This window comes from Herbaspirillum sp. WTB6, assembly GCF_057457785.1.
In genome coordinates this window covers 344,391-363,447 of the sequence record NZ_CP176522.1, presented here as the reverse complement: position 1 = coordinate 363,447, position 19,057 = coordinate 344,391, and the positions used below count along the sequence as shown (strand labels likewise).

Sequence of the window (19,057 nt, the reverse complement as noted above, 5' to 3'; positions counted from 1 at the left end):
TATTCAAATCTTTCAGCATTGGGAATGCTCTCGCTACCTACGAATTTTCACAAAATTTGGGTTTTCACACAGCCTCTACCCAAAGCGGCCATAGGGGCTTGCAGGAAGCGGATGTCTTAACGTTTGACATGAGGAGTGCACAAAAGGCGCAGCCTCTTTTGGGCGTTCCCTCGATGGAAGGGTTCCACGGTCTGCGCCATCCGGCTGAAATGGGGGCGACGGAAGTGCGTGCCTTTACACTGAATCCATGGGTTGAACGGGCCTGAGTCCCCTCGGGCGGGCGGGAGTCCCCGGCACAGTTGCTGGTAAGCATGATTAGGATGCCCGTAGAGCGACGTTGACAAGGCTGACATGCGCGGCCACCATAGGATATCGTCGCCAATGCCAAGCTTGGCGGCGAACTCATTGGAGAGGCTTGGCCCGCTCTGGAGTGGGGGCAAGGGTGCCGTTCAGAGCTTTCAAGGGAGTCTCATGGCTGAGAGCGACAAGGTGTTCGGGGGCTCGATTCCAAAGTTCTACGACACGCTGATGGTTCCCCTGATCTTCGAGGCCTATGCCGCCGACCTGGCGGAGCTTGTTGCTGGCTCTTCGCCCAGCTCGGTGCTTGAAACGGCGGCTGGCAGCGGCGTAGTGACGCGGGCGCTTGCATCGAAACTCAGCGCCGACGCGCGCTACGTGGTGACCGACCTCAACCAGCCCATGCTCGACTATGCCGCCACCCGGCAAGTGGCCGATAGCCGCATCGAATGGCGACAGGCGGACGCGCTCGACCTGCCGTTCGAAGATGCCTCGTTCGACGTCGTTTGCTGCCAGTTCGGCGCGATGTTCTTTCCCAGCCGTGTCGCGGGCTACGCCGAGGCGCGTCGCGTACTGAGGCCAGGCGGACGCTTTGTCTTCAGTGTCTGGGACCGCATAGAAGAAAACGCCTTTGCCGATGAGGTCACCAATGCCGTCGCCGCGGTGTTTCCGCACGACCCTCCCCGGTTCCTTGCCCGCACACCGCATGGCTATCACGATATCGCACTCATCCGCGAGGAATTGGGCCGCGCAGGGTTCGCCGATATCGCGATCAAGACGCACGAAAAGGTAAGTCGCGCGCGCTCGGCGCGTGACGCTGCCACTGCTTACTGCCTGGGAACGCCGCTGCGCAACGAAATCGAGGCGCGCGACGCCAGCTTGGTTCAGGTCGCTACGGACCGTGCGACGGTGGCGATCGCCAGCCGCCATGGAGAAGGCCCGGTGGCTGGCAAAATCCAGGCGCATGTGATTGTGGCGGCGGGATAGCGTACTGCTGGCGCCAGGTTGGTGCAGCCCGACCAACATCTGCGGCAAGCGCGGGCATCTGAGGCGCGGTGCGCCCTTGCCGGAACGCACCCGAACGCAGCCCGCCAAAACGAAATTCCGGTACCTTGTTTTCTCGGGTATGCAGCCGACGCACGCGCGTCATCCAGCCAACTATGGGCCTAGCGAGATGCCAGGAAGCCGCCTGTGGCCAGCGACTGGAACTGGCCGAAACTAGGCGTTAACCGACCTTGCGGCGCCTACCAGCAGGGCCGGCGCTTGTGCTGTGTATTTCACGCGATACGCCCTCAATAGTCGGTGGTCACGGTCAGGTGATACGGTATCGCCCCACAGGCATGCCGGTTCTGCCACAGCACATTGACCATCGCATGCTGCGAAACACCCAGATGCAGCGCCATCGCCTGCGCGCCGAGCACTGTCGCCGAGCGGATCGCGCGTTCCTCGAGGCTGTCGCGCAGGATCAGGGTATGGCTGTCGATTCTGGCCGCCAGCTCCGGCGCGAAGCGCAGGACCTTGATGGAGCGCATCACGCGCGGCATCTGGTAGCTGGCGGCGACCGTGATGTCGCACTCGACGTCGACGCCTTGTTCGAACAGGTACCCGGCAAACCACATCAGCGCGAGTTGCGCGCGCATCAGGTAGGCGTCCTGGCCATATGCCATCGGGAAGCGCCTGGCCAGCCGCTCGGCGTCGTCCGAGGTAAGGTGGCCGCTGCGGCTGGCGGCGAGCAGTTCGGCCGCCGCCTGCTCGAGCCGGTCTTCGAACAGGATTTCACGCAGGAACTGGGCGCGGCGCCTCGGCATGGCAATGTCGCCCAGGGCATCGATGAGCGGCTGCTCCCCGCCGGAACCAAGTTGCTGGCGCAGCCGAACCGGCGTCGCTTCCTCGCCCCAGACATGGTCGAGTGCTGCCTGCAGGCCGTGTGCGCCACCTTCGTCGCGCCAGTGGTAGCGCGTGATTCCGTGCGGAGTCGGGGTCCAGAACATGAAGTTCAGGCTGTTCAAGGCGATGCTGTAGGCGGCCGCGCCTTCCGGCGTCTGTCCGGCGGGCTTGCCGGAAAGGCCGACCGTCATGTGGCTGAAGCGGTCGGCGCGCGCCGGCAGCCGTGCGATCGCTTCCCGGTCGATGGCGACCAGATCGGGCTGGTAGTCGAGATCGGCCCGGGCCAGGAGGCGTTGTTTTGCGGTTTGCGGTTTGTTCATGCGGGCTCCAAGATTGCAAAGGCAAGGATACTCGACTGATGGTTTCCTTGCTACAACATGTTGCCCAAATGAAAGTTTTTGCGTAATGCCGAAAACCTGGGAAGTCCGAACCCCACTGCTGGCGGCCTCGTGGGTGATGTCGCGCCTGGAGGTGTCGTGGAACGCTGCTGGGTTGTAGCAGTTCGGTTTTTCCGCCCTGGCGGACCGTCAGGCGGCTTGCGGCACCAATGCTCCAAGCCACTGGGTTCGTATCGCGGCTTCCAATTCCTTGGCGAAGTTTCTATCGAGCGGGCGCAGTTCCGGCTTTCGCAATAGCGCCCGCAGAGCCTCCGGGTAGTCCAGCGCTTGCCAGAGCCCGAGGGTGAGCGCGTAGGTGTGCAGCAGGAGCGTGGCACCTTGGCCATGCGCCAATCCGGCAAAACGCCTTTCCAGTTCCGTACCTGCCGCGTCGAGTCCATTGGCTAGCAAGGTTTTGAAGCGGTGCATGGCCTCGACCGGCAGATTTTGCTCAAGCACGCCGTTGGCCAGGGAGGCGAGCGGGAGCAGGTCGTCCATCGTGGCGATCAGACGCACATAATTTCTGGCAAATACCGGCGCCGCCTTGGCGGGGGCGGTCGGCAATTTTCCTAGGATTACGGAAAGGGCGGCGAAGAGTTGGACAAAATCGTCTTCCAGCAGAGCGACAAAAATCTCTTCCTTGCTCCTGAAATAGCGGTACACGGTGCCTTTGGCCAGTCCCGCCAGGGTGGCGATTTCGGCAACCGGCGGCAAGTCCCGGCGCTCCCGGAACAGGCGGTGCGCCGCATCCAGGAATTCGCGGCGGCGACGATCCTTGTCGTCATCCGTCATCGCATTACGTCCCATCACGTTCCTTTGCATCCTGCAGTTGGCCGGATTCTATGATCTTTTCGCCCGCCTCATTGCGTATCACACTATCGAGCAAGGCTTGTGCGATGCGGGTCGCCGTGACGGCCCGATAGCGGCGTGGAATCAGCGGGCGCAGCAGGCGTGCCGTGAGCAAGCCGAGCCGTTCGGCCGGGCGCGATTCGACCCGCTCGGCATCGATCAGCGACGGCCGAACGATGGTGTAGCACGGGTAGCCCAATTGGCGGATTCCGGCTTCGGCTTCGGCCTTGGTGCGCAGATAGAAATTTCCCCGGGAGTCGGCCCCAAGCGATGAATTGAGGGCATAGCGCGTCGCGCCAGCCGCCCTGGCCAGGCGTGCGACCTGTATCGGCAAGTCGCGATCGATGGCGGCAAAGGCTGGCCTGGAGCCCGCCGCCTTGATGGTGGTTCCGAGGGTGCAGATCACCCCGTCCACCACCCACCAGGGCGCATCGGCGGGCAATTGGGTGAAATCGACGATCGGATTTTCAAGTTTCGGATGATCGGGCAGGGGCCGCCGAGTCGGCGCGATGATGCGGTCGATGCGCGCATCGGCCAGGGCGAGCCGCAAGACTTCCCGGCCGACGGCCCCTGTGCCGCCGACCAGCAGGAGCCGCAGCGGCGACGGCGCGGCGGGCTGGTTTCGATCGTATGTGGTGGCCATCACGCTTCAGTTTTTCATCAGGCTGTAGGCGATTTTGCGCTGCAGGGAGCGCGGCGTCAGGCGGTTTGACCAGGTGGTGATCGCATTCAGCCATCCCGGAACGACCGAGGCGCGGTTTGCCTGTAATGCAGCCAGGCCAATTCGCGCGACAGGACGGTTCTGCATCACCACCAGCCGTTGATACCAGGTCGGTTTCTGGCCCGACACGGCCAGGAAGCTGGTGGCGGTAATGCCCGGGGAGAGTACGGTGACCGTGACGCCCTTCGGTTTCAGTTCTTCATGTAGGGCTTCGCCAAAGAGCAGGACATAAGCCTTGGCGGCGCTATAGGCGGCGTATAGCGGGGTGGCCTGATAGCCGCCGATGGATGCCGTCATCAGAATCTGGCCGCTGCCGCGGCGCACCATGTCATCGGCGAAAGCGTGAGTAATTTCCGTCAGGCTGAGGATGTCGAGCTGGAGCATGTCCAGCGTCGAACTCAACGGCTGATCGAGGAAGTCTCCGAATAGCCCATAGCCGGCATTGTTGATCAGGACTTCGACCGCAATGCCGGCCGCATCGAGGTGGGATTTCAATTCGGCCCCGACGCCCGTATGCGACAGATCCATCGGCTCGACCCGGACTTCAACCGCGAATTTGGCGCGTAGCTCGGCTGCCAGCGCCTCCATCGGCTGTACGCGGCGTGCAACGAGGACGATGTTGGCGCCGCGTTCCGCCAGCAAGTGCGCGAAGTCAATGCCAAAACCACTGGAAGCGCCGGTGACCAGCGCCCATTTCCCTTGTAAGTCTTTCATGTGGCATCCTCCATAAATGACCGACGGTCATTGATATTCATTTTTAATGACCAAAGGTCATTTGTCAAGCGCTGGATTGATATCGTCGATCTTGCCGATGGTGCCACGCTTTCATCGGGGAACTCCCGGCTGTTAACTGCAACATCGGTAGGAGGCTGCCGCGCGCCTGTCGCTTGCTCTTCCTGTAACGCCGGTAAGCAAATGATTCCGTTGCGGATAAAAAATGGAGAGTGGCCTATATTGAATCGTCGCGTGGCATCGACGCTGCAATTTCGGATGGGAACTGATCATGATGCGCAATAAACTTATTTCTTCTCTGGTGATCGCCGGCTTCCTGGCGGCGACCGTGTCGGCTTCCGCCTATGCTGGAGACCGTCGCGATGGCGGCAATGGAGCCGCGATTGCCGCCGGGATTCTGGGGGCAGTGGTGATCGGAACGTTGATTGCCAATTCGCAGCCGGCGTATGCGGCGCCGCAGCCCTACTATGCGCCGCAGCCGTATCCGGCCTATCAGGCGCCGCCACCAGCCTATTACCCGCCGCCAGTGGCGCAGACGTATTACATACCGCCGCAACCCTACTATGCGCCGCCGGTCACGATGATCGAGGGGCGTTATGGCGCTCGGCCCGAGTACCGCGAATATCGGCGCGACCGATATGGATATTACTCACGGTGATGTCTGATTAAAAAAACCGAACCCGCGCGGTTCGGTTTTTTTATGGCGGGCGATATGAATCAGTCCCGCGCAGACCCTGTGTCAAGCGTTGGTGCTGGCATACAGAACCATTTGGGTACAGCGGAACAGGGCAATTGTCTTGCCCGATTCCCGGTGCGTTACGACGGCATCCCACACCTGCGTCTTCTTGCCGATATGTACCGGGCGGGCGACACATTCGATGATGCCGTCGCGCGCCGTGCCAAGGTGGTTGGACTTGAGTTCGATGGTGGTGAAGCCGGTTGCGCCTTCAGGTAGATGCACGATGCAACCATAGCCGGCCGATGTGTCCGCCAGCGTCACCACGCTGCCGGCGTGCAGGTAGCCATTGGGCGCCATGAGCGAGTTTTTCACCGGCAGTTCGGCCCGCACCTCCGACTTGCTTACTTGGGTAATGGTGATCCCCAGGTGTCCGGGAAGCTTGTCAGCGGCGCGCTGGTTGAATTGATCTGGTGTGAGCATTGGATTCCTGGCTGTTTTCATACTGAACCTCAGGATCATATCCCTTTCGTAGAAGTGCATCCGGCGCATGCCGCGATTACGCTTCGCGCGTCGTCGATGGCATCGCGCCCTTGTCCTTGTATTGGTGCGTCAGGAATCGGTGGGCGAGTTTAGAGCGGCGGCCAGCTTCTGGACGGCCGAGGTTGACGTAGGGTGGATTGGCATCCTCGAAAAAACGCGAATCCTTGACCGAGTTGAGCTTGGCTTCGATCAAAGCAGAACAATTTTCATACGGATTTTTTTCCGCATGGCATTGTTACTCCTTGTTACAATCGCGCGCTTGCCTTTCATTCAATTTTTACTTGTTTGTCGTCATGCCTTTGCCCAAGTTCTATCTGGTGGTTCTGGTTGTACTGTATGCGGTTCCCGGCCTGGTGGGGCACGATCCGTGGAAGCAGGATGAAACCTATGTGTTCGGCATCATTTACAGCATGTTGCAGTCGGGCGACTGGATTGTGCCGATGCTGGCCGGCGAACCATTCATGGAAAAGCCACCGCTGTTCTACTGGGTCGCGCTGCTGTTCGCCAAGCTGCTGTCGCCACCACTGGCGCTGCATGACGCTGCACGCCTGGCAAGTGGTTTTTTCACGCTGACGACCTTGTGGTGCATCGAGCGCTGCGGCCGCCTATGGTGGGGCCGGCAAGCGGCGCCGATGACCGCGATCGCCCTGATGAGCAGCGCCGGCCTGCTGTTTCATGCGCACATCATGGAAACCGATATCGCGCTCCTGGCAGGGTTCGCGGTCGCTCTGCTCGGGTTGTCCGGCGCCCGCAGCGGTTCCTGGCGCTGGGGTTTCCTGCTGGGTTGCGGGGCCGGCATCGGCTTCCTGTCGAAAGGCGTATTGGCTCCCGGGGTATTGACAGTGGTATGCGTGATCCTGCCGCTGTGTTTCCGCGAATGGCGCACTCCGGCCTACCTGCGCAATTGCGGCATCGCGGTGGCGGTGGTGCTGCCCTGGCTGCTGATCTGGCCGCTGATTCTCTACCTGCGCTCGCCACAACTGTTCATGGACTGGTTCTGGCTGAACAATGTCGGCCGCTATCTCGGATTTTCTGTGTCTTTGCTGGGGGCGCCGCACCCCGACGGGTTCTGGCTGCGAAACATCCCGTGGTTGACTTTCCCGCTGTTGCCGCTGGCGCTATACACGTTGTACCTGAAGTCCCGCGAAGAGGGCGGGATTTTGCGGCAACCGGCATTGCAGTTATGCCTGGTCATGACGACAGTCATGGCCGCCGTCTTGTTCAGTGCGGCGAGTGCGCGTGCCATGTACGGGTTGCCGCTGCTGTTGCCGCTGGCGATCATGGCGACGCCTGGTGCGCTGCGGATACCCGCTGGCCTGAACCGGCCGCTTTCATGGGCCGTGCTGTTGCCGGTCTTGGTGCTGGGGATATTGATCTGGCTCGGTTGGTGGCGCATGTGGTCGAGTGGTGTCACACCGCAGCTGGCGTGGTTTCAGCGGCATATGCCAAGTCATTTCGCGATGCCGTTCTCGCTCTGGCAGGTTGCCATGGCGATTGCGGTCAGCGTGGCTGCGCTGCTGCTGGCGGTGAGCACGATTCGCCGCCGTACCAGCGCGGTTGCCAGCCTGGCAATCGGCTTCAGCCTGCTGTGGGGGCTGACCATGACGCTGTGGCTGCCCTGGATCGACGAGGGCAAGAGCTATCGCTCGGCCTTTGCCAGCCTGCGCCACTCGGTATCACCCGACGCGGCCTGCGTGGCCAGCATGAATATGGGTGAATCGGAGCGCGCCATGCTGCACTACGTCAACGGCACCATTACGCAGCGCCTCGAGCACGGTTCTGGCGGGACCTGCCCATGGGTGCTGGTGCAAGGTTCTGCCACTAATATTCCGCCGCTGGTCGCCAACTCGCCGCACCGGGTGGTGTGGGAAGGATTTCGCAATGGCGACCGGAAGATCCGCTTCTGGCTGCTGCAGAGGTACTGAGCAGCCGTATTTCAGGATCAAGCAAATCCGGCCAGCGTAAGGCGCGGCGTACGGTGTGGCGTTGAAGTTTGTAGAATGGAATCCCTTTCCATCTGCCCAGAGGACGCCATGACCAGCACGCCCGCCACTGCCTTTACCCGACAAATCGGCATTGAATATCCATTGATCCAGGCGCCGATGGCCGGTACCTCGACCGTGGCGCTGGCGGTGGCGGTAGCAAACAGTGGTGGCCTCGGGTCGTTTGCGGTCGGCACCCTGGCGCCGGCTGCGATCCGCTCTGGCGTGGCTGCGATCCGCGAACAGACAGCCAGGCCGTTCAATGTCAACCTGTTCGTGCTGGAGCCGGCAGCGGCGAGCGTCGCCGAACTCGATGCCGCGATGGCGTTGCTCAATCCAATCCGTGCCGAACTCGGCTTGGCGCCGGCAAGCATACCGGCAAAGTACAGCGAAGATTTCGAGGCTCAACTGGATGCCGTGGTCGAACTCAAGGTGCCCTTGGTCAGCGCCACCTTTGGTCTGATGGACGCCGCCGCGATCGATCGCCTGCACGCCGCCGGCAGCCTGGTGATCGGCACCGCGACCAATGTCGCTGAGGCGCTGGCATGGGAGCACAACGGCGCCGATTTCATTTGCGCCCAAGGGGCGGAGGCGGGAGGCCACCGCGGCACCTTCATCGGCCCGGCCGAAGACAGCATGATCGGCAGCATGGCGCTGGTGCCGCAGGTGGTCGATGCGGTCAAGGTACCGGTGATCGCCGCCGGCGGCATCATGGACGGGCGCGGCATTGCGGCCGCACTCGCGTTGGGGGCTCAGGCGGCGCAATTGGGGACCGCCTTTGTGTCATGCGCCGAGGCTGCCAGCCATGTGGCCTGGAAGGAGCTGCTGCGCAGCGCCAGCGATACCTCGACCCGCGCCACGCGCACCTTTTCAGGACGTCACGCACGTGGCATCGTCAATGAATACGTGCGGCGCATGCTGCCGCATGAGTCCGGTTTGCCGGCATATCCGGTTCTGAATGCATTGACGGGGGAAATACGAAAAGCGGCGGCGGCAGCTAATCGCCCCGAGTTCCTTTCGCTGTGGGCGGGACAGGCGGCTGGCATGTCGCGTGCGCGCGCCCCGGGCATCGGCGCCGCCGAATTGGTACGGCATTTGATGCAGGAAACCCTGGCGGCGCGCGCTTAGCAAGCCCGGCCGGGCGACAGTTCCAGCGCTGCGTCGGCACGGAGCGCGTGTTGCGGCCACACCCAGGCTGAAAAGTCATCGCCTTGTATCCTGCATCACAGGATTTCCAGTCTGAATTTCATGATTCGAAGCGAATATCCCGCATTGTGGTAAATCACAATGCAGGGCATCATTTATTCATTTCATTTATAGGGATATCGTATCGCATCGCAAAAAATCATATATAACTAATTGAAAAATAAAGAAATAATTTTAGTTATATGTCTTATATAAGACCTTGTTGCCTCGCAAAAAACGGCATATGCTTTAGCCATCGATTTCGAGTTTGCCCGCAGCCGAAATCCCGGATTCCGAATTACCGAATTATTTACTCACCAAGGAGAATGACTCATGGCATCCCGCGAACAGCAAGTGCAAGCACTGACCAAGGATTGGGCTGAGAATCCGCGTTGGAAGAATATCACTCGCAATTACACTGCCGAGGACGTCGTCCGTCTGCGCGGCTCGGTTCAGGTCGAGCATACGCTGGCCAAGCGCGGCGCCGAAAAGCTGTGGACTCTGGTCAACAACGAGCCCTTCGTCAATGCGCTCGGCGCGCTGACCGGCAACCAGGCGATGCAGCAGGTCAAGGCCGGGCTGAAGGCGATCTATCTGTCCGGCTGGCAGGTGGCCGGCGACGCCAACGTGGCTGGTGAAATGTACCCTGACCAGTCGCTGTACCCGGCCAATTCGGTGCCGCTGGTGGTCAAGCGCATCAACAATACCCTGCAGCGCGCCGACCAGATCCAGTGGTCGGAAGGTAAGGACGACATCGACTTCTTCGCACCGATCGTGGCCGATGCGGAAGCCGGTTTCGGTGGCGTGCTGAACGCGTTTGAATTGATGAAGGCGATGATCGAAGCCGGAGCTTCCGGCGTCCACTTCGAAGACCAGCTTGCATCGGTCAAGAAATGCGGGCACATGGGTGGCAAGGTGTTGGTGCCGACCCGCGAAGCGGTCGAGAAATTGAATGCAGCACGCCTGGCAGCGGACGTCTCCGGCACCACGACGCTGGTGGTTGCCCGCACCGATGCCGAAGCGGCCGATTTGCTGACTTCCGACGTCGATGACAACGACAAGCCGTTTTGCACCGGCGAACGTACGGTCGAGGGTTTCTTCAAGACCCGGCCGGGCATCGATCAGGCGATCTCGCGCGGCCTGGCCTACGCCCCATATGCTGATCTGGTGTGGTGCGAAACCGGCAAGCCGGACCTCGCATTCGCGAAAAAATTCGCGGAAGCGATCCACGCCAAGTTCCCGGGCAAGATGCTGGCCTACAACTGCTCGCCGTCGTTCAACTGGAAGAAAAACCTGGACGATGCCACCATCGCCAAATTCCAAAAGGAACTGGGCGCCATGGGCTACAAGTTCCAGTTCATCACGCTGGCCGGCTTCCACGCGCTGAACTACTCGATGTTTAACCTCGCACACGGCTATGCCCGTAACCAGATGTCCGCGTTCGTTGAACTGCAGGAAGCCGAATTCGCCGCCGCCGACAAGGGTTTCACCGCGGTCAAGCACCAGCGCGAAGTCGGCACCGGCTATTTCGACGCCGTGACGCAGGCGATTCAGCAAGGCCAGTCGTCGACTACCGCATTGCATGGCTCGACAGAAGACGAGCAGTTCTTTGAAAAGAAAGTTGCCTGATCGAATAAAGGCGACGCTCCATAGGAGTGGAGGAGACACCCTCTGACGGAGGAAAAACCGCACCTCACAAAGGTGCGGTTTTTTTATGGATTTTGCCTGGAGGCGTCCTGCTTGTCGCTGGAGTATTTTCACGCGAAGCATTCTTCTGCACCGGCGAATGGCATTGGCGGGAGGGGAGCTTGCTAGAATGGGGCCCCTTTCTCCCTTCCCCTAGCCGAAATTCCTTATGCTGAGTTACCGCCACGCCTTCCATGCTGGCAATCATGCCGACGTCCTGAAGCACGTCGTTACCATTGCGCTGCTACAGTATCTCGGCCAGAAAGAAACGCCGGTGATGTACATCGATACCCATGCGGGCGCCGGCCTGTATGCGCTGGATAGCGCCTACGCTTCCAAGAATGCGGAATACGATACCGGCATCGGCAAACTGTGGGGCCGCAAGGATTTGCCGGCGCCGCTCGCGCACTACGTCGACTTGATCAAGAGCCTGAATCCTAGCGGGAAGCTGCGCTACTACCCAGGATCGCCGTATTGCGCCGACAAAGTCATGCGTGCCCAGGATCGCCTGCGCCTGTTTGAATTGCACCCGAGCGACAGCAAGATCCTGCAGGATAATTTCCGTAAACTGGAAGCGCATGCGGCGGCGCAAGGGCAGCATCCGAGCGGACGCGGCACACGCGTACTGATCCACAAGGGCGACGGCTTTGTCGGCCTCAAGGCGCTGCTGCCGCCGCCGTCACGCCGCGGCCTGGTCCTGATCGACCCGCCGTATGAAGACAAGGGCGATTATCGGCGGGTGCAGGACGTGCTGCAGGATGCGCTGACCCGTTTCGCGACTGGTACCTACGCCGTCTGGTATCCGGTATTGCAGCGAGTGGAGTCGCGCCAACTGCCGGAGCGACTGAAGCGCCTGAATGCCAATAGTTGGTTGAATGTCACCCTGGCCATCAGTACGCCGTCCCCGGATGGCTTTGGCCTGTACAGCAGCGGCATGTTCATCCTCAATCCACCGTGGACGCTGGAGCCGATGTTGCGTGACCTGATGCCGTGGCTGGTCAAGGCGCTGGGCGTTGACAGCGGCGCCGGTTTTACACTGCAGTCCGGACAGCCGGTAGCCACTACGGACCGCAAAAAAAAATCGGGGCAGGATTAGGCTCGGGTTGCAGCAAAGTATTGATAATCAGAAATATCGAGGACGGACGGCGTACAATCAGCAAAAAATAGCAGAACAACACTAGAAATTTCGACCATGAATTGATGGAGCGCCACGCCTTCCTTGACGGACGCGCACAGGAACCAAGGCCGCAACCTATCTTCAATGATGACCAATCCCCTATTGGATGCTTCAGGGCCGCCTCAACAGGTCAAGGATTTCTTCCTGGCGCGTCAGCCGATATTGAATCGGGATCAGAGCCTGGTTGCCTATGAATTACTGTTCCGCCGCGCCGCGGCCGACAGTGCCAACGTCACTGACGATCTGGCGGCGACGGCGACTGTGATTGCGCACGCGTCGGAGCTGGGACTGGAATATGTGACCGGCGATTCATTCGCTTTCGTGAATGTGGACGCGACCGTGCTGATGAGCGATTTCGTCAGCCTTTTACCGACCCACAAGGTAGTCCTGGAAATCCTGGAAACCGTCCGCGTCACGCCACAGTTGATACAGCGCGTAGCCGAACTGGCGAAGGCGGGATTCTCGTTCGCGCTCGACGACGTTGTTGCGGACTCCGACGAGGTGCAGAAACTGCTGCCGCTGGTCAAGATCATCAAGATTGACGTGATGGATATGGCCCTGGAGACCCTGATGCGCTTGGCCAGCCGTTTCAGGCAAGCGGGGAAAATCCTGTTGGCGGAAAAAGTCGAAACCCTGGAACAGTTCCAGGAGTGCCTGAATCTCGGCTTCGATTATTTCCAGGGCTATTACTTCGCGCGTCCGGGCATCCTGTCCGGCAAGAAGCTCTCGCCGTCCCAATTGACCATCATGCAATTGATGGCGCTGATCATGACCGACGCCGATACCCGGGAAATCGAACTGTGCATCAAACAGGACGTGTCGCTCGGCCTGACCTTGCTGCGACTGGTCAATACACCGGCTTTCGGTACGTCCCGGCGCATCGACTCGCTCGGCCAGGCGCTGGTTTTGCTCGGGCGGCGGCAATTGCAGCGCTGGCTGCAGATACTGCTCTACGCGGAACGCGGCAAGGGGCGTGGTTTCATGCCGCCATTACTGACCCTGGCCACCACGCGTGGCAAGCTGATGGAACTGATGGCGGAAAAAATACGTCCCGGCCAAAGTGGGGTTGCCGACATCGCCTTTACGGTGGGCATCATGTCGCTGATGGACAGCTTGTTTGGCACGCCCATGGAAAAGATCCTGCAGCAGATCGCGGTGGCCGATAGCGTCAGTGATGCATTGCTGCGACGCAAGGGTTTGTATGGCGACATGCTGAAGCTTGCGGAGTATATCGAACGGGTCGAGGAAACCGGTTCTCTGCTGTTGCCGACGCTGGGCAAGCTGCAATTGTCGATCGACGATCTGTATCAGCTCGAACTGGAGGCGTTCGAATGGAGCGACGCCGTTTCACGCGCGATGGCGTAGCTTAGGAAACGCGAAAAGGGCGTGTCGCGCTGCGGTTGGGCTACCGGTTCGAGGCTACAATGAATGCCATGAACAAGGCATTCGTAAAAGAGAGCGACGACGATGGCGACGAGTTGGAATCGGGCTTGCCCGAGATCCCGCCCGGGGTCAAGAATTACATCACGCCAGCCGGATATCGGCGCATCAAGGATGAATTACTGCATCTGATTGACGTCGAGCGGCCTGACGTCGTGCGCATCGTGCATTGGGCTGCCTCCAACGGCGATCGTTCGGAAAACGGCGACTATATCTATGGCAAGCGGCGCCTGCGCGAAATCGACCGGCGCATCCGGTTTTTGACCAAACGGCTGGATCTGGCGGAAGTGGTCGATCCGAGCGTGCATCTTGGCAGCGACCAGGTTTTCTTCGGCGCCACCGTCACCTACGCCAATCAGGCTGGTGAGCAGCTTACCGTGACCATCGTCGGCATCGACGAACTGGATCCGCTGAATGGAAAAATCAGCTGGATTTCGCCGGTGGCACGCGCGCTGACCAAGGCCCGCGAAGGCGATTCTGTGGCGTTAAAAACACCGGCCGGGATGCAAGAGCTGGAAATTCTCAAAGTCGAATATCCGGCCCGCATGTAGTTTGCTACACTACCCGATCGCCTTTTCAGCCATTTCTCGTGGACCGCATCGATCGCAATCCAAGCCGATGCTGCCTTCCTTTCAGGAATCGGACAGGACAGACAAATCCTGCTGTCCGGCAGGTTTCGGGGCGACCAAAGAGACTGGTGGCAATCCCGCCGCCGATAAGAACAAAAGCCCAGTCATGTCGATCGTCTACTCCAATCTGAACCATCCGCTGCGCGTGCCGCTGGCGGCTGAAGTGCATTCCCGCCCGCCGCTGCGCCTGACGGCGTCGGAGAGCGTAACCCATTTCGCGGTCTATGCGCGCGACGCCGCCGATCCGGCGGCCGACAACGGTCATAGCCAACAGCAATTACTGTGCGCGCTGTGCGCGCATTTTGGCGTGGCGGGCCCGGGCAACGACGCCAAGTATTTTTTTCATGACTTCGGACGCTTCCGGCTGAAATGGGAATGCCATACCGAGTTCGCCACCTATACGCTTGCCCAGTCGCACGCACCAGGGCTCTCGGTCGGCGCCGCCTTTGAGCAAGTGCCAGTAGCGCATCTGCCGCAACAGTGGTTGCAGACGCTGCAAGGGAAAATCATGGTGGCGGCACACCTTGTGCTGGACCAGAACGCGCCGCCAATCGATGCGCCGGATGCGCAGTTGCTGCAGGTATTCGAAGGTAATGCGCTGGCGGCCGGAACCATGGCGCAGGGTGGGCAGATTTGGACCGATTTCCGGATTCATGCCGACGGCTTCAACCGTTTCGTGGTGCGTGACGCTGGTCCGCATGAACAGCAGGCGGCGCGGTTGGTGCAGCGCATCCTCGAGATCGAAACCTATCGCATGATGGCGCTGCTGGGCTTGCCGCTGGCGCAGCAATCGACCCCGGTGTTGAATGCGATCGAAGGCGAGTTGGCGCGCCTGACCGCGACCATGGTCGACGCCGATCAGGCGATTGCCGGCGCGCCGGAGAATGCCGATGACGAGCAGGCATTGCTGCGCCACATTACCGGCCTGGCGGCGCGCATCGAGAAATTGTCGCTCGACAGCAGCTACCGCTTCGCCGCCTCGCAGGCGTATTTCCGGCTAGTACGGGCGCGCATCGGTGAGCTGCATGAGATCCGCATCGAAGGCGTGCCGACCATCAGCGAATTCATGGACCGCCGCCTGGCGCCGGCGATGAATACCTGCGAGGCGATCGCGCGGCGCCAGGAAGCGCTGGCAAAGCGGATCGCGCATACCAACGATCTGCTGCGCACGCGCGTGGGCATCGTGCAGGAGCAGCAGAACCGCAAGATTCTGCAGTCGCTAAATGCGCGCGCCGCGCAGCAGATCCGTCTGCAGCAAGCGGTGGAAGGCCTGTCGGTGGCGGCGATCTCGTATTACCTGGCGGGGTTGTTCAATTATGCCGGCAAGGCGGCCAAGGCAGCCGGCTGGCCGATCAATCCGGACCTTGCGACCGGTGTCCTGATTCCATTGATTGCTGCGGGCGTCTGGCTTGGCTTGCGCCGGCTGCGCGAGCATACGCAGGTCGCATAAGCCGGCTTAGCCGCGATCGCGCAAAATCCGTGCGACTGCGCTGATGCCGCGCACGTTGCGAATCAGGCGCGCGAGGTGGATCCGGTTCTCCACCTGGATCGTGAAGGTGATCTGCATCATCATCGGATCCTTGTCGTCGTCCATGCTGACGTAGCTGATGTCAGCGTCGGATTCGCCGATCTCGACCGCCACCCGGGCCAGAATCCCCTTCTCGTTCCTGACCAGGATCTTGAGCCGGCAATCGAAGCGCCGATTCAGGTTCTGGTCCCAGGCCACCTCGATCCAGCGCTCCGGTTCCTTGGCGCGCTGGCGCTTGGCCAAATAGCAATCCTCGGTATGTACGATCAATCCCTGATCGCGTTTCAGTTGGCCGATGATCTTGTCGCCAGGGATCGGCTGGCAGCATGGCGCCAGTTGCACCGAAGTTCCTTCGCTGCCGTCAATCAAGACCGGGTCGAGCTTGGCGGGGAGCGCGCCGCCAGCCGTGGCGGCGGCTTCCGGCGCCGGCGATTCATTATCTACCAGGCCGCGAATATGTCTTGCCACCAGCGCCGCCATCCGCTTGCCGATGCCGATATCGATATACAACTCGTCGAGCGATTTCGCGCTCGATTCCTTCAGCAGTTTTTCCAGCAGTTCGGGCGCCAGCGCCGGATTCAGGTTCAGCGCTACCAAGGCCTGGGTCAGCAGCCGTTTGCCCAAGTCGAGCGACTCGCTCAGGTTGACGGTGCGCAAGTGATGTCGGATGGCCGAGCGCGCCTTGCCGGTGCGCACGAAGGAAAGCCAGGTCGGCGTTGGCCGCGAGCTTGGCGAAGTGATGATTTCGACGATGTCGCCGTTGCGCAGTTCGGTGCGCAGCGCCGATTGCTCGTGGTTGATCTTGGCGGCGATGGTCTGGTCGCCGACGTCGGTATGGATGGTGTAGGCAAAGTCAAGCGCGGTGGCGCCACGCGGCAGGGCGATGATTTCCGACTTGGGAGTGAAGACATAGACGGAGTCCGGAAACAGGTCGACCTTCACGTGCTCCAGGAACTCGGCTGAATCGCCGGTTTGTTTCTGGATGTCGAGCAGCGATTGCAGCCAGGCGTGGGTGCGCTGCTGCAGGTCGGTCAGGCCGCCATCCTCATTTTTGTAGAGCCAGTGCGCGGCAACACCGGATTCCGCTACCCGATGCATTTCCTGCGTGCGGATCTGGAACTCGACCGGCGTGCCGTAGGGGCCGATCAGTGTCGTGTGCAGCGACTGGTAGCCGTTCAGCTTGGGGATGGCGATGTAATCCTTGAATTTCCCCGGCATCGGCTTGTACATCGCATGCAGGGTGCCGAGTGCGACATAGCAATTGGCGAAGCTGTCGACCACCACGCGAAAACCGTAGACATCCAGCACCTGCGAGAACGACAGGTGCTTGTTGCGCATCTTGCGATAAATTCCGTACAGGGTTTTTTCCCGTCCGTACACCTGGGAGGGGATGGCGGCCGCGGCCAGCGTGCTGTTGACCGCATCCAGGATTTTGCTGACTACTTCGCGCCGGTTGCCGCGCGCCGCCTTGACCGCCTTGGAAAGGGTCTTATAGCGCAGCGGGTACAGGTGCGAGAACGCCAGGTCCTGCAGTTCGCGATAGATGTTGTTTAAGCCCAGCCGGTGCGCGATCGGCACGTAGACTTCCATCGTCTCGCGCGCAATCCGGCGTCTTTTCTCCGCTGCCATCGCGCCCAGCGTGCGCATGTTGTGCAGGCGGTCGGCCAGCTTGACCAGGATCACGCGCACGTCGCGCGCCATGGCCAGCAGCATCTTGCGGAAATTTTCCGCCTGCACTTCGATCTGGCTTTGAAATTCGAGTTTGTCCAGTTTTGACAGGCCGTCCACCAGCGTCGCTACCTGGGCACCGAAATGCTCGATCAATTCGTCCTTGTGGACGTCCTGATCCTCCATCACGTCATGCAACAGGGCGGCCATGATGGCCTGGGCGTCGAGCTTCCAGTCGGCGCAGATTTCAGCGACCGCGATCGGGTGCGAGATATACGGTTCGCCCGAGACCCGCATCTGCCCCAGGTGCTTTTCGTCGGAAAAGCGGTAGGCTTGCTTGACCTGCTTTAACTCGTCCGGTGTCAGGTATTCGGCCAGCTTGGCGCTTAGCTGGGCGATCGACGCCACGCGCGAGTCCGGCGCGTTGGCTACGGCACTGCCGGTGGCGGGGTCTGCGGTTTTTGTCTTGCGTGAACGCCGCGCTAGCGGCGAACTGTCCGTCACCGCCGATTGGGTTGAATGCGTGGGCATCACGTTCATACTCGGGCGATATCGGCGGGGCGGCGTTGGAAAATCCCTATGCAGGGACCTTTTTCAGCATCTCGATTCCAACTTTGCCAGCTGCGATTTCACGTAGGGCGATGACCGTCGGTTTGTCCTTGGCGTCGACTTTGGGCGTGTGGCCTTGCAACAATTGGCGTGCGCGGTAGGTGGCAGCCAGGGTCAGTTGAAAGCGATTGGGGATCTGCTTCAGACAATCTTCAATGGTAATGCGGGCCATATGTTTTCCTGGATTCGGGTTAGCTTGATTTTGCATGGATGCCCAGTTGGGCAAACAGGGACGAGTGGCGCGCCGCCTGCCGTGAAAACCGGCAGCGAGCGGCCTGGACGATTGCAGTCAATCTTGATAAAGCGGTTGCAAACTCTTGATTAATAATAACATATTCAAACTCGGGCGCATGGGCGATTTCACCGCCAGCGGCCAAAATGCGGCGCGTAATCACTTGCGGTTCATCCTGTCCGCGCTTTTGCAGGCGTTCTTCCAGAGCGGCGATCGAGGGCGGGAGGATGAAAATGCCAACCGCGTCCGGAAACTGCTTTTTCACCTGGTGCGCGCCTTGCCAGTCGATCTCCAGCAGTATATCGGTTCCGGCTTGCATCTGGCCCTCGATCTGCAGGCGCGAGGTGCCATAGTAGTTGCCGTGGACTTCCGCTGATTCCAGGAATTCCCCGCGTTGCCGGCGCGCAAGAAAGTCCTCGACTGATGTGAAGTGATATTCGCGGCCGTCCTGTTCGCCGGCGCGTGGCGCGCGCGTCGTGTACGAAATCGACAGCTTGATGGAAGAGTCATGCTCTAGTAGGGCGTTGACCAGGGTGGATTTGCCGGCGCCGGACGGCGCCACGACCATGAACAGGCTGCCGGCAGAGGCGTTGGCGTTGGACATCGGTATCCTTGAATGAGGCAATTGCAACAAACTGCTGCACTAGGGGCCTGTGAAAACAGCTCACCGGCGTCCGCTAAAGTAGTTATTTACAGGGAGTATATCAAAAAAACACTGATTTCCGTAGGTATTACCTACGAAATTGAAAATACTGGCGTCAGTACGGGGGCGAAATGCGACAGCTTTGCTTTCCGTAAATCGATGCCGGGATGAACGCGCCTCATTTTATCAGCCGAGC

General features: G+C 60.4%; 19 protein-coding genes. 10 read left to right on the top strand and 9 right to left on the bottom strand.

Going from position 1 to position 19,057, the window contains the following annotated elements:
- The first annotated feature begins 471 nt into the window (after positions 1-471).
- Positions 472-1,284 carry a class I SAM-dependent methyltransferase gene (locus ACK2VC_RS01700; RefSeq protein WP_486731862.1) on the top strand — a complete coding sequence of 271 codons (813 nt, stop codon included), beginning with the start codon at positions 472-474 and terminating at the stop codon, positions 1,282-1,284.
- A 305-nt stretch (positions 1,285-1,589) separates the two neighbouring features.
- On the opposite strand, the gene ACK2VC_RS01695 is transcribed toward ACK2VC_RS01700, so the two are convergent.
- The 4 genes from ACK2VC_RS01695 to ACK2VC_RS01680 all read right to left on the bottom strand — a co-directional run bounded on the left by ACK2VC_RS01695 (position 1,590) and on the right by ACK2VC_RS01680 (position 4,845).
- On the bottom strand, positions 1,590-2,504 hold the full coding sequence (locus ACK2VC_RS01695; protein ID WP_486731861.1) for a queuosine salvage family protein: 915 nt from the start codon (positions 2,502-2,504) through the stop codon (positions 1,590-1,592).
- A 207-nt stretch (positions 2,505-2,711) separates the two neighbouring features.
- Positions 2,712-3,353 (bottom strand): TetR/AcrR family transcriptional regulator, encoded by a 642-nt coding sequence (locus ACK2VC_RS01690; RefSeq protein ID WP_486731860.1) that lies wholly within the window; start codon positions 3,351-3,353, stop codon positions 2,712-2,714.
- A gap of 4 nt (positions 3,354-3,357) precedes the next feature.
- The gene (locus ACK2VC_RS01685) at positions 3,358-4,008 is read right to left on the bottom strand and encodes an NAD(P)H-binding protein (protein ID WP_486733299.1); all 651 of its coding nucleotides are present in this window, start codon (positions 4,006-4,008) and stop codon (positions 3,358-3,360) included.
- Positions 4,009-4,059: 51 nt separating this feature from the next.
- Positions 4,060-4,845 (bottom strand): SDR family NAD(P)-dependent oxidoreductase, encoded by a 786-nt coding sequence (locus ACK2VC_RS01680; protein ID WP_486731859.1) that lies wholly within the window; start codon positions 4,843-4,845, stop codon positions 4,060-4,062.
- A gap of 289 nt (positions 4,846-5,134) precedes the next feature.
- On the opposite strand from ACK2VC_RS01680, the gene ACK2VC_RS01675 reads away from it, so the two are divergent.
- Entirely contained in the window at positions 5,135-5,521 is a 387-nt protein-coding gene (locus ACK2VC_RS01675; protein ID WP_486731858.1) for a hypothetical protein, read from the top strand.
- Between the two features lie 81 nt (positions 5,522-5,602).
- On the opposite strand, the gene ACK2VC_RS01670 is transcribed toward ACK2VC_RS01675, so the two are convergent.
- Together ACK2VC_RS01670 and ACK2VC_RS01665 are read right to left on the bottom strand one after the other, a co-directional pair.
- Complete coding sequence (locus ACK2VC_RS01670) at positions 5,603-6,022, bottom strand: PaaI family thioesterase (RefSeq protein ID WP_486731857.1); 420 nt, start codon at positions 6,020-6,022, stop codon at positions 5,603-5,605.
- 76 nt (positions 6,023-6,098) lie between these two features.
- On the bottom strand, positions 6,099-6,275 hold the full coding sequence (locus ACK2VC_RS01665; protein WP_486731856.1) for a hypothetical protein: 177 nt from the start codon (positions 6,273-6,275) through the stop codon (positions 6,099-6,101).
- A gap of 100 nt (positions 6,276-6,375) precedes the next feature.
- On the opposite strand from ACK2VC_RS01665, the gene ACK2VC_RS01660 reads away from it, so the two are divergent.
- From ACK2VC_RS01660 to ACK2VC_RS01630, 7 genes are all read left to right on the top strand, one after another.
- Positions 6,376-8,007: an ArnT family glycosyltransferase gene (locus ACK2VC_RS01660; RefSeq protein WP_486731855.1), complete on the top strand. Its 1,632-nt coding sequence runs from the start codon at positions 6,376-6,378 to the stop codon at positions 8,005-8,007.
- A 108-nt stretch (positions 8,008-8,115) separates the two neighbouring features.
- Positions 8,116-9,192, top strand: a complete 1,077-nt coding sequence (locus ACK2VC_RS01655) for an NAD(P)H-dependent flavin oxidoreductase (protein WP_486731854.1) — start codon at positions 8,116-8,118, stop codon at positions 9,190-9,192.
- Between the two features lie 390 nt (positions 9,193-9,582).
- On the top strand, positions 9,583-10,878 hold the full coding sequence (aceA, locus tag ACK2VC_RS01650; protein ID WP_486731853.1) for an isocitrate lyase: 1,296 nt from the start codon (positions 9,583-9,585) through the stop codon (positions 10,876-10,878).
- Positions 10,879-11,104: 226 nt separating this feature from the next.
- Entirely contained in the window at positions 11,105-12,031 is a 927-nt protein-coding gene (locus ACK2VC_RS01645; RefSeq protein WP_486731852.1) for a 23S rRNA (adenine(2030)-N(6))-methyltransferase RlmJ, read from the top strand.
- A gap of 165 nt (positions 12,032-12,196) precedes the next feature.
- Positions 12,197-13,477, top strand: a complete 1,281-nt coding sequence (locus tag ACK2VC_RS01640) for an EAL and HDOD domain-containing protein (RefSeq protein WP_486731851.1) — start codon at positions 12,197-12,199, stop codon at positions 13,475-13,477.
- Positions 13,478-13,545: 68 nt separating this feature from the next.
- Positions 13,546-14,103, top strand: coding sequence for a transcription elongation factor GreB (gene greB, locus ACK2VC_RS01635; protein ID WP_486731850.1), 558 nt, complete (start codon positions 13,546-13,548; stop codon positions 14,101-14,103).
- 184 nt (positions 14,104-14,287) lie between these two features.
- A complete protein-coding gene (locus ACK2VC_RS01630; protein WP_486731849.1) occupies positions 14,288-15,631 on the top strand; it encodes a DUF3422 family protein in 1,344 nt (447 codons plus the stop codon).
- Positions 15,632-15,637: 6 nt separating this feature from the next.
- On the opposite strand, the gene ACK2VC_RS01625 is transcribed toward ACK2VC_RS01630, so the two are convergent.
- Genes ACK2VC_RS01625 through gmk form a run of 3 tightly spaced genes read right to left on the bottom strand, consistent with a single transcriptional unit; the run spans position 15,638 to position 18,822 of the window.
- Positions 15,638-17,917, bottom strand: coding sequence for a RelA/SpoT family protein (locus ACK2VC_RS01625; protein WP_486731848.1), 2,280 nt, complete (start codon positions 17,915-17,917; stop codon positions 15,638-15,640).
- Positions 17,918-17,954: 37 nt separating this feature from the next.
- Positions 17,955-18,158 (bottom strand): DNA-directed RNA polymerase subunit omega, encoded by a 204-nt coding sequence (gene rpoZ, locus ACK2VC_RS01620; RefSeq protein ID WP_486731847.1) that lies wholly within the window; start codon positions 18,156-18,158, stop codon positions 17,955-17,957.
- A gap of 19 nt (positions 18,159-18,177) precedes the next feature.
- Positions 18,178-18,822, bottom strand: a complete 645-nt coding sequence (gene gmk, locus ACK2VC_RS01615) for a guanylate kinase (RefSeq protein ID WP_486731846.1) — start codon at positions 18,820-18,822, stop codon at positions 18,178-18,180.
- 12 nt (positions 18,823-18,834) lie between these two features.
- Between gmk and ACK2VC_RS01610 the strand changes: the two genes are divergently transcribed.
- The gene (locus ACK2VC_RS01610) at positions 18,835-19,032 is read left to right on the top strand and encodes a hypothetical protein (protein WP_486731845.1); all 198 of its coding nucleotides are present in this window, start codon (positions 18,835-18,837) and stop codon (positions 19,030-19,032) included.
- Positions 19,033-19,057: the final 25 nt, after the last annotated feature.

Coding starts and splice junctions, on each gene's coding strand:
- ACK2VC_RS01700 (WP_486731862.1), top strand. CDS start 472: ATGGCTGAGAGCGACAAGGTGTTCGGGGGCTCGATTCCAAAGTTCTAC.
- ACK2VC_RS01695 (WP_486731861.1), bottom strand. CDS start 2,504: ATGAACAAACCGCAAACCGCAAAACAACGCCTCCTGGCCCGGGCCGAT.
- ACK2VC_RS01690 (WP_486731860.1), bottom strand. CDS start 3,353: ATGACGGATGACGACAAGGATCGTCGCCGCCGCGAATTCCTGGATGCG.
- ACK2VC_RS01680 (WP_486731859.1), bottom strand. CDS start 4,845: ATGAAAGACTTACAAGGGAAATGGGCGCTGGTCACCGGCGCTTCCAGT.
- ACK2VC_RS01675 (WP_486731858.1), top strand. CDS start 5,135: ATGATGCGCAATAAACTTATTTCTTCTCTGGTGATCGCCGGCTTCCTG.
- ACK2VC_RS01670 (WP_486731857.1), bottom strand. CDS start 6,022: ATGCTCACACCAGATCAATTCAACCAGCGCGCCGCTGACAAGCTTCCC.
- ACK2VC_RS01660 (WP_486731855.1), top strand. CDS start 6,376: ATGCCTTTGCCCAAGTTCTATCTGGTGGTTCTGGTTGTACTGTATGCG.
- ACK2VC_RS01655 (WP_486731854.1), top strand. CDS start 8,116: ATGACCAGCACGCCCGCCACTGCCTTTACCCGACAAATCGGCATTGAA.
- aceA (WP_486731853.1), top strand. CDS start 9,583: ATGGCATCCCGCGAACAGCAAGTGCAAGCACTGACCAAGGATTGGGCT.
- ACK2VC_RS01645 (WP_486731852.1), top strand. CDS start 11,105: ATGCTGAGTTACCGCCACGCCTTCCATGCTGGCAATCATGCCGACGTC.
- ACK2VC_RS01640 (WP_486731851.1), top strand. CDS start 12,197: ATGATGACCAATCCCCTATTGGATGCTTCAGGGCCGCCTCAACAGGTC.
- greB (WP_486731850.1), top strand. CDS start 13,546: ATGAACAAGGCATTCGTAAAAGAGAGCGACGACGATGGCGACGAGTTG.
- ACK2VC_RS01630 (WP_486731849.1), top strand. CDS start 14,288: ATGTCGATCGTCTACTCCAATCTGAACCATCCGCTGCGCGTGCCGCTG.
- ACK2VC_RS01625 (WP_486731848.1), bottom strand. CDS start 17,917: ATGAACGTGATGCCCACGCATTCAACCCAATCGGCGGTGACGGACAGT.
- rpoZ (WP_486731847.1), bottom strand. CDS start 18,158: ATGGCCCGCATTACCATTGAAGATTGTCTGAAGCAGATCCCCAATCGC.
- gmk (WP_486731846.1), bottom strand. CDS start 18,822: ATGTCCAACGCCAACGCCTCTGCCGGCAGCCTGTTCATGGTCGTGGCG.
- ACK2VC_RS01610 (WP_486731845.1), top strand. CDS start 18,835: ATGAGGCAATTGCAACAAACTGCTGCACTAGGGGCCTGTGAAAACAGC.